This is a genomic window from Psychrobacter sp. bablab_jr014 (genome assembly GCF_016464015.1).
In the GTDB taxonomy this organism is placed as follows: Bacteria; Pseudomonadota; Gammaproteobacteria; order Pseudomonadales; family Moraxellaceae; genus Psychrobacter.
The window spans coordinates 19,586-35,197 of record NZ_JACDXT010000048.1; the positions used below are offsets into that span (position 1 = coordinate 19,586).

Genomic DNA, 15,612 nt, shown 5'->3' on the forward strand with positions numbered 1-15,612 from the left:
TTTTTAAAATGAAGACACGCCCTAGTCAATCACGCGGATGCGGGCGCGGTTTTTCTCAAACGTCGCCGCGCCGATGCCTTTGACTTTGGTGATGTCCTTTGGTGTGGCAAAACCACCAAACATCTCGCGGTATAAGATAATGGCGCGGGCTTTGCTGCTGCCAATGCCTTGCAACGTCGTCAGTTCTGCTTCGCTGGCGCGGTTGATATTGATGCTCTGATTATTCACGCGCTTTTGCTGCTGCGTATTTTGGACAGTTAACGCGTCATACGCGGCACGGGCATCGGCGTAACACAAGGGCGCGGCAACCGCTTGAGTGCTTACCAGTGTAAACAGCGCGAGCAGCCAAAAACTGACGCCAAGATTGCTTAATAAGCGCGCGTTATTCATGGCGCTTGGCGTCTTGCCACAAGGCTTCCATCTCCGCCAGATTGCTCGCCTCTACCGAGCTGCCTTTGGCGGCAAGCTGCGTTTCAATATGACCAAAGCGCGATTTAAACTTATGCACGCAGGTCAACACGGCAGCTTCAGCCTCAAAATCAAGCTTACGCGCCACATTGACGAGGGCAAACAAGCAATCGCCCAGCTCTTTTTCCAGCTCGCGGCGGGTGTCTGCACTTAAGGTGCTTATCTTATCATCTGTCGGTATGAGCGCCTTTAGCTCATCAATTTCTTCATCGAGTTTGTCTACGGCACCCGCCACGCCGTCCCAATCAAAACCCAGCTTGGAGGCTTGTTTTTGTATCGCTTGCGCTTGCATGAGGGCGCTGCCCGCTTTGGTCGCATCGAGGGTGCGTCTTGGTTTACCGCGTTTGGCACGCGCCGCTTTTTCAAAGGCTTTGATTTCATCCCAGCGCGCTTTGACCGCGTCTTTATCAGGCAGGCTTTCGGCATCAAAAACGTGCGGATGGCGGCGTATCAGCTTTTCTTGCAAGGTCTGTACGACATCAGCAAAGTCAAAGCGCCCCTGCTCGGCATACAACTGGCAATGGAACACCACTTGTAACAGCACATCACCCAGCTCGCCTGCGATGTCTTCGTCATCATTGTCTTGGATGGCATCAACCAGCTCGTAGACTTCTTCTAGCGCATAAGGAATCAGGCTGTGATTGTCTTGTTTTTTGTCCCACGGACAATCAACGCGCAGCCGCGCCATTAGCGCCAATAAATCAGACATATCGCCACTGGCAGGCGGTGTGCCAACTGCAGGCGCAGGCGCATGAGCAGGTTTAAAATAAGGGGTGACAGGCGTGTTTGACATAGGTATATCCTAGCATCGGTAACGGCATTACGGCGGACAGACCGTAACGCAAATAAAATACAAATAGTGTATCATCGAATGCAAACAGGCGGACATACGGCTTATGTTTTGTTTGTGCCTTTGTGTTTGTCACGCCCCTATTCTTGCTCATTTTTATACTGCTTTTTATTTTTCGGAGCTTTTTTTGTATGTCTGACCATTCTGTAACCGCTCATGCGACACCGCGTGATCCTGCTGAGTTTTCGCCCATCACGATTACGTGTTTTAAAGCTTATGACGTGCGCGGCGAGCTGGGCGTCACTTTGGATGCCAAGATTGCTTATCGTATCGGACGCGCCTTTGCCCAGATTTTGCGCACGCGGTTTTTGGACAATCAAAACAATCATGGCGCTAAAGATGATGCGTCACTTTGGCAAAGCTTACAGCCTGTTGTGGTGGTTGGCTATGACATTCGTGAGTCAAGTAGCGAGCTTGCGACAGCCACGATGACTGGTATTATGGATGCAGGCGTGGATGTGCTTGATATCGGTATGACAGGCACTGAAGAGGTGTACTTTGCCACCAGTCATGTACAGGCGCTTGGCGGCATTGAAGTGACTGCCAGTCACAATCCGATCAATTATAACGGCCTAAAACTGGTACGCGAGCAGTCTAAACCCTTAAGCGGTGATGACGGACTTGCCGAGATTCAAGCATTGGCAGAATCAGGAGACTTTACCACCAGCGCGCGCGGACAAAAACATACCGATACCGATAAAAGTGCCTATATACAAAAGCTCATGAGCTTTGTCGATACCAATAAATTACGTCCGCTAAAACTGGTCATCAACTCAGGCAATGGCAGCGCAGGTCCTGTGGTGGATAAACTTATTGAGCAATTGCAAGCGGCTAGCGCGCCACTTGAGATTGTCACCATGCACCACACGCCTGATGGCAGCTTCCCCAATGGCATCCCCAATCCGATGATTATTGCCAATCGTGTCGCTACTCAAGAGGCGGTACTCGCGCACAATGCTGATATGGGCATTGCCTTTGATGGGGATTTTGACCGCTGTTTTTTCTTTGATGAAAATGCGCGCTTTATCGATGGCAGCTACGTGGTAGGCATGCTCGCGCAAGCCTTTTTAAACAAATATCCCAATGAGACCATCGTCTACGACCCACGCGTGTTGTACAACACCGAAGCGGTCATCAAAGCGCACGCGGGGCAAGCGGCGATGAGCAAATCAGGACATTCGTTTATCAAACAAGTGATGCGCGAGTCAAAGGCCGTCTACGGCGGTGAGATGTCAGCACACCATTATTTCCGTGATTTTTGCTATTGTGACAGCGGCATGATTCCGTGGTTGTTGACCGCTGAACTGCTTTCCACCACACAAAAGCCGTTGTCCGAGCTGGTTGACGATTACATCAGTGCATATCCCAGCTCAGGTGAGCTGAATTTTCGTCTGACGCACACCGATGCGCCTACACTGATTGACAATATCGCGGCTTATTTTGCTGTGCAGTCACCAAAGACAAATACATTAGATGGCCTGAGTATGGATTTTGACACGTGGCGTTTTAACGTGCGTGCGTCTAACACCGAGCCTTTGATTCGTCTTAATATTGAAACCCGTGGCGACAATGCCCTATTGGAAGAAAAAGTGACTTTGCTACAAGCTTGGCTGGCAACCCAAGGCGCGGTTGCCGCGTAACGCTATCTGCCTATCCATCAAGGACAGCATCGCTTTATTAATGCGCGCTGCTGTCCTTACGTCGTCCAGTACCGATATAATCCCCCGTTAAAGCGTTGACTTCTTCAGCTGAGAGTATATTTTGTGCATCAAATATTGGCATGGCACTGCTGTTTAAGCGCGTGATATTGAGTGGCTCACTCAGCGCATTAATGATAAACAGCGCTTGTACATCAAGCATTTCATAGGGCTCATCAATCAAGGTCAGTAACGGCTGCTCGGCATAGTGATCAGCAAGCTCTGCCTGTGCCTTATCAGCATAGACGAATGTTTTAATCCCATATGACCACAGCAAATGCAGCAATGCATGAATGGCTGACCCTGCCGTGCGTCCCGAGCCTGACTTGTAACTGCCTCCCCAAATCAGTACGGTTTTGCGCTCAATAAAACCATCAAAATATTGCCAAAATTTACGGAATATCAGCTCTTTTTGATCATTATTGATGTGATCGGTCGCGCACAATAATGGGGTGTCGATACCATGATGACGGGCAAACTGCTGCATGGTAGCAAGCTCGGTCGGCAGCGTATGACCACCAAAGCCCCAACCTGCCTGCAAGTAACTGCTGCCCACACGCGTATCCAAACCCATAATACGCCCGACATTATCAATATCCACGCCAAGACCATCGGCCAGTCGTGACATCTCATTCATAAAGCTGACGCGTGTTGCGAGCATCGTCATAATACTGCTGCGTGCAAACTCAATCGTCGCGATGTCTGCAGTGTGACTGGCATGAGCATGCTGCATCAGCGCTCGCAATGGCACGAGCTTTTGCTCACTATCAGCGGTCTTTTCACCAAGCAGCCAAAGTGCAGGCGCCAGCATTGAACCAAACGCTTCGCCATCTTGCAAGAACACAAACGGCACGTAATACACCCAAGTACGCTGCAAGGCATCCGCGTGCGCGGCCACTCGACCAATCGGCTGGATACCACTGAAAACAATGGGACATTGCGGCTGATTGCTGCGGTTAAATGCCGCAATCCAAGTGGCGTCTTGCCAAACGCTCGCAATGTTGTCCAAAAATAGCCAATATAAAGCAGGTTCGGTTTGTTTGTCTTCGGTTCTTTTTTCTAAGTCATCGTCTTCATAGGTGGCTAACACATCCTTTGGCTGCATGGGTAGCGATTTGCATAAGATTTGACCCTTGGCCACATACATTTGCCATAAGGCTTGTAAGTGATGCTCAAAAGTGTACTGCTGTATTTGTTGCGCAAGCGCCGTTTCATCGGCGTATAAATGCACGCAGTGCCCAAGACTGGCAAGTACCGTAGCACTGGTGATGGCTTCGATACCATGACCGACAAGCACACAGGGCGCTTTAGTGATTTGCGGCAGGGTCATGATTTACTCCTTGTGCGCGGCGGTTGATGCGCCGTTTTGGTACTGCTGAATGTGACGCAATAGCGCGTTGGTCGAGGCATCAAAATCCGCTGGTGCTTGCTCAGCTAAGACATGATGTACAGAGGTGGCGACTGCCTTACCCATCTCCACGCCCCACTGATCAAAAGGATTCACATCCCAAATGCTCGCCATCACATAGACCTTGTGCTCATACAGCGCAATCAAAGCGCCCAAACTGTATGGCGTTAGGGCATCTAATAACAGCGTTGTCGATGGCTGATTGCCGCGATAATGCTTATGGCTGTCCGCTTCGATACCTTGTTGCTCACTGGCATTACCAAAAGCGAGTACGCGACTTTGCGCCAAACAGTTGGCGAGTGCCAGCTGGTGCTGGTATTGCAAGCTGGCTGCTGATGCCTGATGGTGATAATGCGCCACACAAGCAATAAAGTCACAAGATACTTGCTGCGTACCTTGATGCAGCAGTTGATAAAAAGCGTGCTGCGCGTTTGAACCCACTTCTCCCCACAATATCGGGCAAGTATTATGATCCAGCGTGTCGCCTTGATGGGTAACCGACTTGCCGTTACTTTCCATCTCCAGCTGGGTTAAATAGCTGGGTAAGGCATGTAAGCGCCCATCATAAGGCAATACGGTATGCGCATGAATATCTAAAAAGCTGCTGTTCCACACCGCAAGTAAGCCTAAAATAACAGGCAAGTTTTTGTCAAAAGACGTGGTGGCAAAGTGCTCATCCATATTGTGCGCGCCTGCCAGCAGCGCCCGAAAATTGTCCATGCCAATACGAACGGCTACGGTCAAACCAATGGCTGACCACAGTGAAAAACGTCCGCCAACCCACTCCCAAAATTTTAATTGATTTTCAGGATGGATGCCCCACTCGCACATACGTGCGGCATGGGTTGAAATACCAATAAAGTGGCGACGTAGCACACTGTCATCACTACCAAGACGCAGTTTGGCGGCATCAAACAGCCATGTACGCGCCGTTTCGGCATTGGATAATGTATCTACCGTAGAAAATGATTTGGACGAGATAATAAATACGGTGGTCTCAGGACTTAAGCGCTTTAAAACATTGTCCAGCTGACTGCCATCCATATTGGACACAAAATGCACGGCAATGTCGGTATCTGCCCAATCATCCAGTGCCGAGGTGACCATAAGCGGTCCCAAGTCTGAGCCGCCCACACCGATATTGACCACATCGGTAATGGCTTTACCCGAAAACCCACGCCAAGTCCCTTCGCGGATACGATTGGCTAAGCGTTCCACTTGGTCAAGACTCTCGTGCACGTCATTGACCACATCAGTGCCCGCCACCGTAAGCTTGGCATCCTTAGGCAAACGCAATGCGGTATGTAAGGCAGGACGTTGCTCACTGCTATTGACCGTTGCACCTTGAAGCAAATCATCAATACGCGCTTGTAGATCACAGCTATCAGCCAATGCAAATAAGGCTTGCATTACCTCATCATCGACACACTGCTTACTGTAATCCATATACAAAGACGCCGCCGTCACACGAAAATACTCGGCGCGCTTTGGACTATCAGCGAACAACGCCGTAATGGACCAAGACTGCTGTGCCAACGCTGTAAGCCGCTGCCACGCCGTAGAGGTGCGTGCTTGAGGATATATGTTTGGCTGGACGTAATCCGTCATGTTATTTTGCCTCATCTGCCAATTGCTGCTCAGCAAAATACATAAACGCTTGCATGTATGAACGCATGTCGCCTGCGTCATAACTTGCACCCTGCATGGTGGTGACCTGCACGCCTTGGGTCGCAATCAACGCATCAATGGCATCAGTCAGCTGAATCTCACCGCCGACGGAGGCTGTTGTGTTTGCTAAATAATCAAAAATTTGCTGGTCAAACACATAGCGTCCCACCACCGCCAAACGCGATGGTGCGTCCGCAAGTGCAGGCTTTTCGACAAAACCAGCGACATTAAACGATTGATTGCCAATCTCATTTTTCGTTTGCGTTGTCTCAGTATTGTCACTCAGGCGCGCAATACCGTATTTATGCACGTCACTATCGGCAACTTTATCTACCAAAATTTGCGACTGCCCATCACGAGCAAACTGCCCAAGCATATAAGCCAAATTGTCGGTCTGCATATCGGTCGTAAATGGATCAAGCACCACATCAGGCAGTAACACGGCAAAATTATTTTGACCAACAATCGGACGCGCTGCCAATACCGCATGCCCAAGTCCTAAGGGCTTACCTTGGCGAATCATTGACACGCTTACATAATTAGGCAGCCAGTTTAGACTGTCCGCAAGATCGTCTTTGCCTTTTTGGCGCAGCTGGGTGTCGAGCTCGGCATTAACATCAAAGTAGTTTTCAATCGCGCTTTTTTGCGCATGACCGACGAGCACAATATGCTTGATACCTGCCGCTATCGCTTCTTCAACCACATAATGAATGGCGGGACGATTGCCAAGGGGCAGTAGCTCTTTAGGGACAGATTTAGACAGCGGCAGCATTCGCGTGCCAAAACCTGCCACTGGGATTACCGCATGTGTTACCGTCGTCATAGAGACCTCGTTGTTCTTCATTTAATTGTCGTATTATTGGGTATTATAAAATCACAAAGCCCACAGTATAGCAGCAAAAAAAAAGACACCCCATCATAGAGGTGCCTTTTTTGTAGCTTAAGTGCAGCGCACTCATCTAGCGACTGCCAGAGATTACCAGCCGGTAACTTCTTTTAGTTTTTCGCCGATTTTTGATGGGTCGCGTGTGTACGCGATGCCCGCATCTTCAAAGGCTTTAAACTTATCTTCAGCAGTACCTTGGCCACCAGAGATGATCGCACCAGCGTGACCCATACGCTTACCAGCAGGTGCAGTGACACCAGCGATGTAGCCAACAACAGGCTTGGTTACGTTTTCTTTGATGTAAGCGGCGGCTTCTTCTTCAGCGGTACCACCGATTTCACCGATTAGGATGATGGCTTCGGTTTGCGGGTCTTCTTGGAACAGTTTTAGTGCATCGATTTGGTTCATGCCTGGGATTGGGTCACCACCGATACCGATACAAGTTGACTGACCAAAGCCTAGCTTGGTGGTCTGCGCAACCGCTTCGTACGTTAGTGTACCAGAGCGAGAGATAACGCCCACTTTACCTGGCAAGTGGATGTGACCTGGCATGATGCCGATTTTGCACTGACCTGGAGTGATAACGCCTGGGCAGTTTGGACCAACCATACGCACGTCGCCCGCTTCTTCGATGTAGCGTTTGGCTTTTAGCATATCGATGGTTGGTACACCTTCGGTGATAACCACGATCAGCTTCACGCCCGCGTCAACCGCTTCGATGATTGAATCAAGAACGAAAGGTGCTGGTACGTAGATCACAGAAGCGTCTGCTTGAGTCGCTTCCATCGCTTCGCTCATGGTGTTAAATACTGGCAAGCCTAGGTGCGTTTGACCGCCTTTACCTGGCGTAACACCGCCAACCACTTTGGTGCCGTATTCGATGGCTTGTTCAGAATGGAACGTACCGTTTTTACCAGTAAAACCTTGTACCAATACTTTGGTATCTTTATCAATTAATACACTCATTATGTTTTCCTTGTATTCGGTTGTCTTATGACGGCAGTGCCAATAACGGGCAAGCTGCCATCACGTCGGGGCTATTACGCTTTTACAGCGTCGACAATTTTTTGTGCAGCGTCAGACAGACCTTGCGCTGAAATCAGTTTTAGACCTGATTCGTTCAGGATTTGTGCGCCTTTCTCAGCGTTGTTACCTTCTAGGCGAACAACAACTGGTACTTGTACGTCAACTTCTTTAACTGCTGCGATAATCGCTTCAGCAATCATGTCACAGCGTACGATACCGCCGAAGATGTTGATAAGAACGCCTTCAACACTGCTGTCTTCTAGGATGATTTTGAATGCTTCAACCACACGCTCTTTGGTCGCGCCGCCGCCTACGTCTAGGAAGTTGGCTGGCTTGCCGCCGTACAGTTTGATGATGTCCATGGTCGCCATAGCAAGACCAGCACCGTTAACCATACAGCCGATGTTGCCTTCTAATGCCACATAGTTTAGGTCAAATTCAGATGCTTTTAGCTCACGCTCGTTTTCTTGTGACTTGTCACGTAACGCCGCTACTTTTGGCAAGCGATATAGTGCATTTGAGTCGATGCCGATTTTGCCGTCAACACAAACGATTTCGCCGTTTTCACGTACCGCTAGTGGGTTGATTTCAAATAGGGCAAAGTCGTTGTCGATGAATGCTTGATAAGCGCCAGTCATGATTTTTACGAACTGGTTAACTTGCTTGCCTTCAAGACCCAATTTGAACGCTACTTCGCGCGCTTGATATGGCTGCAAGCCAACCAATGGATCAACGATAACTTTGAAGATTTTTTCTGGGGTTTCTTCAGCAACTTTTTCAATCTCAACGCCGCCTTCAGTTGACGCCATGAACGTTACACGACGTGAAGAGCGGTCAACAACAGCGCCAAGGTACAATTCAGTTTGTACTGGATACATATCTTCTGCAACCAATACGAAGTTTACAGGCTGACCTTCTGCGTCAGTTTGATACGTAACAAGGTTCGTGCCGATAAGCTCTTCAGCCACTTGCTTGGCTTCTTCACGAGTTTTAACCAGCTTTACGCCACCCGCTTTACCACGACCACCCGCATGCACCTGTGCTTTGATAACAGCGATATCGGTTGGGGTTTTGTCAAATGCTTCTGCAGCTTCTTCGCCGTTGCTGGCAATGATGCCTTCTTGAATTGGCAGACCATAGCTTTTTAGTAGCTCTTTGGCTTGATACTCATGTAAATTCATTGATTGTATCCTTTGTTATTTACCATTAAGAAAAGTGAAACGATGCGCCCAACACAACGGGCGCGCATAACATGGCGATGATGTCAGTGCTCATGATACAAGCCTGACTTCATCGCCCGTTATGGATAATACCTTATTTGCGTTTTTTGCGCTGAATCGCGTGAATCGCACGACCATCTGCTGACAATGCTGCTTCGTGTACCGCTTCAGATACGGTTGGATGCGCGAAAGTCATCAGCTGTAAGTCTTCGATGCTTGATACAAACTCCATCGCAATCATACCTTGATGCACGATGTCACCTGCGCCAACAGATACGGCATGCATGCCCAGTAGACGATCGGTTTTTGCATCAGCAACCACTTTGATAGAGCCTTGTGCTTCGCTTTGCGCAAGCGCACGACCGTTGGCAGCTAGGTTAAATGAGCCTGTTTTGACTTCGTAGCCCGCTTCAGTCGCTTCTTGCTCTGTCATACCAACCCATGCAATCTCAGGGTGGGTGTAGATGACGTTGATGATGGTGTCGTAGTTGACTTGCGCTTTTTCGCCATGAATGCGTTCAACTGCCATCATGCCTTCTTCCATCGCTTTGTGCGCAAGCATTGGGCCACGTACCAAGTCACCAATGGCGTAGACGCCGTCTAGGTTGGTTTTGCACTGCTCATCGACTTCAACCAAACCGCGTTCAGTCAGTTGTAGACCACTGTCTTCGCCAAGCAGTTTTTCTGAGTAAGCACGGCGGCCAACACAAACGATCAGCTTGTCAAAACGCGTCTCTACTGACTCGCCTTTGTATTCGCTGGTTACAACCACTTCATCGCCTTGCACTTCAGCGTTGGTCACCTTGGTGTCGACACGGATGTCTAAACCTTGTTTTTTCAGCAGTTTACCCGCTTCTTTTGCCACGTCTTTGTCTGCTGCCGCAAGGAAGGTTGGTAGTGCTTCATAGACCACCACTTCTGCACCAAGACGACGCCATACCGAACCAAGCTCAAGACCGATAACACCTGCACCGATGATGCCAAGACGTTTAGGTACTTCAGTGAAGTCTAGCGCACCTGTTGAATCAACGATACGATCGCCGTCCGTCTTCGCTACTGGAATCTCGATAGGCACTGAACCTGCCGCTAGGATGACGTTTTTGGCAGTGATGGTGGTTTCACTCTCATCGCTTAGCGCGGTGAATTTGATTTGCTTGTCCGCGCCTTTACCGTCTACGAGGGTGCCCCAGCCTTGTAGCCAGTCTACGCCGTTACCTTTTAGTAGTGCTGCAACACCGCCAGTCAATTGCTTAACGATACCTTCTTTACGAGCAATCATTTGCTCGATATCGATAGCCACATCGCCTGTGCTGATGCCGTGCTCGCCAAGCTCATGCTTGGTTGCTTCATAACGGTGTGAGCTGTCTAGCAAGGCTTTTGATGGGATACAGCCGACGTTCAAGCACGTACCGCCAAGTGCTGGCTCACCCTTGTATAGGCGCTTTTCGATACACGCCACGCTCATGCCAAGCTGTGCGCCACGAATTGCAGCTTCATAACCACCAGGACCGCCGCCGATGACGACCAAATCATAATTTTCTTTCATAATAGGTATCCATTTTTTGTCTGTTGTGTATGAGAGCGCTGGTTTTATTACTGACCAATACTGTCAGCTCGCAAAGTAAAAACACAGCGGCTTATGGGCAGCGAACGCGATACGCGTGCGCTGCCTAAGCTAAAAAGCTTGTATCAGTCATCACCGATACAAGCTTATCCCCTTATAGGTCAAGCAGCAACATGGCTGGGTCTTCGACCAATTCTTTGATAGTAACAAGGAACTGTACAGCTTCTTTACCATCGATCATACGGTGGTCATAAGACAGTGCCAAGTACATCATTGGCAAGATTTCAACTTTACCATCGACAGCCATTGGGCGATCATTGATAGCGTGCATGCCCAAGATAGCGGTTTGTGGTGGGTTTAGAATTGGCGTTGACATGAGTGAACCAAATACGCCACCGTTTGAGATGGTGAACGTGCCGCCAGTCATGTCTTCGATGCCAAGCTTGCCTTCTTGTGCTTTTTTACCGAACTGACGGATGGTGCTTTCAACATCAGCCATGCTCATGCGGTCGGTGTCACGAAGTACAGGAACCACTAGGCCACGGTCTGAAGATACCGCTACGCCGATGTCATAGAAGCCGTGATATACGATGTCATCACCGTCTAGTGACGCGTTAACTGCTGGGAAACGTTTTAGCGCTTCGGTAGCCGCTTTTACGAACAATGACATAAAGCCTAGACGTACGCCATGACGCTTTTCAAACTTGTCTTTGTACTTAGCACGCATGTCCATCAAAGGCTTCATGTTGACTTCGTTAAATGTGGTCAACATTGCAGTGTCTTGTGAGGCTGACAGTAGACGCTCAGCAACACGCTTACGCAAGCGGGTCATTGGCACGCGCTTTTCACTACGCTCGCCTACAGATTCTGCTACAGGACGACCGTTGTCAGTCGTGATGCTGCTGTCAGATTTTAGGGTTGGGTTTGCCATATCCGTTTTGGTAACACGACCGCCACGGCCACTGCCTTCAACGTTCTTTGGATCAATACCGCTTTCTTTCGCCGCTTTTCTGACCGCTGGGCTTTGATCTTTATGATCCGCTTCGTTTTCTGCTGGTGCTTGCTTTGGCTCGCCACCGTCAGCCGCTTGCTTTGGCTGTACTGGGGCAGCTGGTTGATCGGTATCAACCGCAGGTGCAGGGCTGTCGCCTGCCGTCGCGCCTGCTTCAAATTCAGCAATCAGCTCGTCTGACTCAACGGTGTCGTCTACTTGTTTGACGATTTTGGTAACAACGCCATTGTCTGGTGCGACCACTTCTAGGACAACTTTGTCCGTTTCAATTTCAGCCAATAGTTCGTCACGGCTAACTTGTTGACCTTCAGTTACGTGCCACTCAACGATGGTGCCATCAGCAACTGACTCTGGAAAAACGGGGGCTTTAATCTCAGCCATCGATATACTCCTTAGATTTGGATATTTATATGCGTTATTAAGTCGTGATAGGCAGTCAATACTGTGTGCAACAGTGTCACTGATAGGTATTGCCAGTACTGACTGTCATCGCCTGCTTCATGTGTCTTCTATAATCTATAACCTTAACGTCTGTCACTTATCTTACTTTGCCAGCTCATCGACACTGATACCAAGACCGCCTGCGATCAGTGCTTGCTGCTGCTGAGCATGCAGTTTTGGCGACCCTGTCGCAGGAGCGGCGCTCGGTGGACGTGCCACTGGCTCCATGACTTTTGCCTTGGTTGGATGTGGTACGACGATACGGAACATATGCGGCGCTAGATAGTACCAAGCACCTTGGTTCAATGGCTCTTCTTGCGTCCAAACGATTTCTTTTAGGTTGCTGTATTTTTCGATCTCAGCAATCAAGCGTTTTTCTGGCAATGGATAAAGCTGCTCAATACGGACGATGGCCACATGATCAAGGCCAAGCGCACGGCGCTGCTCAAGCAGATCATAGTAGACCTTACCACCACATACCACTAGGCGGGTGATGGCGTCTGCATTTTGTGCATCAATCTCTGGCAATACCGTTTCAAACTTACCATTTGCCAATTCATCGAGCGTTGAGGTTGCCAACTTATGACGCAGCAAACTCTTTGGCGACATGACAATCAATGGCTTACGAATCGGACGTACGGCCTGACGACGTAGGGCATGGAAAATCTGCGCTGGCGTGGTTGGCGTAATCACCTGCATGTTGTCTTCAGCACATAACTGTAAGAAACGCTCAAGACGTGCTGATGAATGCTCAGGGCCTTGGCCTTCAAAGCCGTGTGGCAATAGCATGGTTAGACCGCACACGCGCTGCCATTTGGTTTCGCCACTTGAAATGAACTGGTCAATCACGACCTGCGCACCATTAACGAAGTCACCAAACTGCGCTTCCCAAATAATCAACGCATTAGGTACTGTGGTGGCGTAGCCATATTCAAACGCGAGTACGGCTTCTTCTGACAACAATGAATTGTACGTGGCAAAGCGTGCTTGGTTTTCGCTGATATGAGCAAGCGGTACATACATGCTGCCATCAGCTGTGTTGTATAGCTCAGTATGACGGTGTGAGAACGTACCACGGCCAACATCTTCACCAGTAATACGCACTAAAGTATCGTCATTATCGACCAGTGAAGCGTAGGCTAGCGTTTCGGCCGCGCCCCAGTTGAGTGGCTCTTCGCCCGTTTGCATGGCAAGACGCTGATCCACCACTTTTTGTACTTGACGCTGCAGTTTGTAGCCCTCAGGGACTTCTGCCATACGGCGACCGTACGCTTTTAGCTTTTCAATATCAACGCCAGTATCCCAGTCATCAACAAGGTCATGACCTAAGTAAGGCTTCCAGTTCACATACAAGCTACTGTTTGGTTCAAGAACAAGAGAGTTAACCACATACTCACCACGGTCTAGTGACTCACGGTAGTTGTCTTCGTATTCGCTTTCGACGTCTTTAGTTAAGACACCTTCAGCAATAAGCTTTTGTGCGTATAGCGCACGCGTGGTTGGCAATTTTTTGATGATGGCGTACATCAATGGCTGAGTCGCTGATGGCTCATCGGCTTCGTTGTGACCATTACGGCGATAGCAGAACAGGTCGATAACGATGTCTTTACCAAATTCGTGACGGTAATCAAGGGCAAGTTGTGCCGCAAATACGACCGCTTCAGGATCATCACCGTTTACGTGCAAGATAGGCGCGTGTACCATTTTGGCAACGTCAGTACAGTACTCGGTTGAGCGTGCATCTTCTTGACGGCTGGTCGTGAAGCCAACTTGGTTGTTGATGATGATATGTACTGTACCACCTGTGGTATAAGCGCGGGTCTGCGACATTTGGAACGTTTCTTGTACCACGCCCTGACCTGCAAATGCGGCATCACCATGCACCACGATAGGCAATACCATGTTGCCTGTGGTGTCATTACGGCGTACTTGACGTGCACGTACTGAACCTTCAAGTACAGGTGAAACAATCTCAAGGTGCGATGGGTTAAAGGCCAATGCCAAATGCGCCTCACCACCTGGCGTCATCACGTTTGATGAGTAACCATTGTGGTATTTTACATCGCCTGAACCTTTTTCTGGCTGTACTTTGCCATCAAATTCGTCAAACAAGTCGGCTGGGTTTTTACCCAAGATGTTTACCAATAAGTTTAGGCGACCACGGTGCGCCATACCGATAACCATCTCTTTGGTGCCGTAGCCACCTGCACGCTGAATGATTTCATTCACCGCAGGGATAAAGCTCTCACCACCTTCTAGACCAAAACGTTTTACGCCCGTATATTTACGTGCTAGGTATTTTTCTAGGCCTTCAGCAGCGGTCAAACGCTCAAGAATTGATAGGCGCTTTTCTTTATCAAATTTGATATGGCCGTGATTGGTCTCAAGATAACGCTCTACCCAGCGTTTTTCTTCGCTGGTGTTCACGTGCATGTATTCAATACCGATACTGCTACAGTACACACGCTCTAACACTTCGACAATCTCGCCCAATGTGGCTTCTGATTTGCCAATGTTTAAATCGCTGGTTGGGAATACGGTGTTCAAGTCATTTGCTGACAGACCATGAAACTCAAGGGTCAAATCTTCAATGAGCGGACGAGGGTGCAGTTGTAATGGGTCAAGCTTGGCATGGCGATGACCACGGCGGCGGTAGGCCGAGATTAGCTTTTGTACGCCCATTTGTTTTGGGTCAATACAATGGCCATTATTGGTAGCACCTTCGGTAATAATGGTGCCTTTATTGGCGGTTTGATTGCGAGCCAGTAGAAGGAACTGGTCTTTAATGGCATTGTGCTTGGCATCAGTGGCAGATTGATACTGCTTAAAATACTGCTGCCACTCTTCATCGACACTGTTCGGGTCGGTTAAGAATTGCTCGTAAAGGGATTCAAGATAATGGGCATTGTCAGCTGCAAGTTCAGTATGAGCTGAATCTTTAGGGTTACTATTCATAATAATCGTCTATTTGATAGATAAATGAATGGAGTCAAGCTTGTCGTGTGTCATTCGTCGTATCTCTGGCATTGCTGCCAATCAACATCATTCCATGTTAAATACGAATTACTAAAACTACAAATGCTACTAACGGTAGCACCGTTCTTCTTAATACCAAACCATCGAGTGCTGACCAGCACAGTATTACAATAAAAGGCCGTATTCACTCACTTCATACTTACGCATATCAATCATGGTAAGTGATGAATATGACTGTCTAACGACCTCAATCTATAAATCGACCTGTCCTTTGTCTAAAACAAATATATCTCAAACAAAGCGCTGGTACTCATCGACAAACGCTGCTGTCTGTACCGAACATACACTGCTATCAATTATAACATGTATATGACTGGTAACATAGTTTGTTTGCTC

General features: G+C 48.8%; 11 protein-coding genes. 1 reads left to right on the forward strand and 10 read right to left on the reverse strand.

From position 1 onward, the window contains the following. Positions 1-21: 21 nt before the first annotated feature. Positions 22-390, reverse strand: coding sequence for a ComEA family DNA-binding protein (locus JIE71_RS10440; RefSeq protein ID WP_199508655.1), 369 nt, complete (start codon positions 388-390; stop codon positions 22-24). Next, positions 383-1,261, reverse strand: coding sequence for a nucleoside triphosphate pyrophosphohydrolase (gene mazG, locus JIE71_RS10445; protein WP_199508656.1), 879 nt, complete (start codon positions 1,259-1,261; stop codon positions 383-385). The genes JIE71_RS10440 and mazG overlap by 8 nt, the downstream gene beginning before the upstream one ends. Before the next feature lie 188 nt (positions 1,262-1,449). On the opposite strand from mazG, the gene JIE71_RS10450 reads away from it, so the two are divergent. Next, positions 1,450-2,958: a phosphomannomutase CpsG gene (locus tag JIE71_RS10450; RefSeq protein WP_199508657.1), complete on the forward strand. Its 1,509-nt coding sequence runs from the start codon at positions 1,450-1,452 to the stop codon at positions 2,956-2,958. Between the two features lie 37 nt (positions 2,959-2,995). Here JIE71_RS10450 and JIE71_RS10455 read toward each other — a convergent pair whose 3' ends face one another. From JIE71_RS10455 to JIE71_RS10490, 8 genes are all read right to left on the reverse strand, one after another. After that, a complete protein-coding gene (locus JIE71_RS10455) occupies positions 2,996-4,345 on the reverse strand; it encodes a UDP-glucose/GDP-mannose dehydrogenase family protein (RefSeq protein WP_199508658.1) in 1,350 nt (449 codons plus the stop codon). Positions 4,346-4,348: 3 nt separating this feature from the next. After that, positions 4,349-6,031, reverse strand: a complete 1,683-nt coding sequence (gene pgi / locus JIE71_RS10460; protein WP_199508659.1) for a glucose-6-phosphate isomerase — start codon at positions 6,029-6,031, stop codon at positions 4,349-4,351. Between the two features lies 1 nt (position 6,032). Continuing rightward, positions 6,033-6,914 carry a UTP--glucose-1-phosphate uridylyltransferase gene (locus JIE71_RS10465; protein ID WP_199508660.1) on the reverse strand — a complete coding sequence of 294 codons (882 nt, stop codon included), beginning with the start codon at positions 6,912-6,914 and terminating at the stop codon, positions 6,033-6,035. A 153-nt stretch (positions 6,915-7,067) separates the two neighbouring features. Further along, positions 7,068-7,943, reverse strand: a complete 876-nt coding sequence (sucD, locus tag JIE71_RS10470; RefSeq protein WP_199508661.1) for a succinate--CoA ligase subunit alpha — start codon at positions 7,941-7,943, stop codon at positions 7,068-7,070. A gap of 74 nt (positions 7,944-8,017) precedes the next feature. Further along, entirely contained in the window at positions 8,018-9,184 is a 1,167-nt protein-coding gene (gene sucC / locus JIE71_RS10475) for an ADP-forming succinate--CoA ligase subunit beta (RefSeq protein ID WP_093069784.1), read from the reverse strand. A 133-nt stretch (positions 9,185-9,317) separates the two neighbouring features. After that, positions 9,318-10,769 (reverse strand): dihydrolipoyl dehydrogenase, encoded by a 1,452-nt coding sequence (lpdA, locus tag JIE71_RS10480; protein WP_199508662.1) that lies wholly within the window; start codon positions 10,767-10,769, stop codon positions 9,318-9,320. A 172-nt stretch (positions 10,770-10,941) separates the two neighbouring features. Continuing rightward, positions 10,942-12,180: a 2-oxoglutarate dehydrogenase complex dihydrolipoyllysine-residue succinyltransferase gene (odhB, locus tag JIE71_RS10485; protein WP_199508663.1), complete on the reverse strand. Its 1,239-nt coding sequence runs from the start codon at positions 12,178-12,180 to the stop codon at positions 10,942-10,944. Between the two features lie 162 nt (positions 12,181-12,342). Further along, positions 12,343-15,195, reverse strand: a complete 2,853-nt coding sequence (locus JIE71_RS10490) for a 2-oxoglutarate dehydrogenase E1 component (protein WP_199508664.1) — start codon at positions 15,193-15,195, stop codon at positions 12,343-12,345. Positions 15,196-15,612 lie beyond the last annotated feature (417 nt).

What these genes read in the sequence shown, in the direction of transcription:
- JIE71_RS10490 (WP_199508664.1), bottom strand. Translation starts at nt 15,195, where the DNA reads ATGAATAGTAACCCTAAAGATTCAGCTCATACTGAACTTGCAGCTGAC.
- sucD (WP_199508661.1), bottom strand. Translation starts at nt 7,943, where the DNA reads ATGAGTGTATTAATTGATAAAGATACCAAAGTATTGGTACAAGGTTTT.
- JIE71_RS10440 (WP_199508655.1), bottom strand. Translation starts at nt 390, where the DNA reads ATGAATAACGCGCGCTTATTAAGCAATCTTGGCGTCAGTTTTTGGCTG.
- odhB (WP_199508663.1), bottom strand. Translation starts at nt 12,180, where the DNA reads ATGGCTGAGATTAAAGCCCCCGTTTTTCCAGAGTCAGTTGCTGATGGC.
- JIE71_RS10465 (WP_199508660.1), bottom strand. Translation starts at nt 6,914, where the DNA reads ATGACGACGGTAACACATGCGGTAATCCCAGTGGCAGGTTTTGGCACG.
- JIE71_RS10455 (WP_199508658.1), bottom strand. Translation starts at nt 4,345, where the DNA reads ATGACCCTGCCGCAAATCACTAAAGCGCCCTGTGTGCTTGTCGGTCAT.
- lpdA (WP_199508662.1), bottom strand. Translation starts at nt 10,769, where the DNA reads ATGAAAGAAAATTATGATTTGGTCGTCATCGGCGGCGGTCCTGGTGGT.
- JIE71_RS10450 (WP_199508657.1), top strand. Translation starts at nt 1,450, where the DNA reads ATGTCTGACCATTCTGTAACCGCTCATGCGACACCGCGTGATCCTGCT.
- pgi (WP_199508659.1), bottom strand. Translation starts at nt 6,031, where the DNA reads ATGACGGATTACGTCCAGCCAAACATATATCCTCAAGCACGCACCTCT.
- sucC (WP_093069784.1), bottom strand. Translation starts at nt 9,184, where the DNA reads ATGAATTTACATGAGTATCAAGCCAAAGAGCTACTAAAAAGCTATGGT.
- mazG (WP_199508656.1), bottom strand. Translation starts at nt 1,261, where the DNA reads ATGTCAAACACGCCTGTCACCCCTTATTTTAAACCTGCTCATGCGCCT.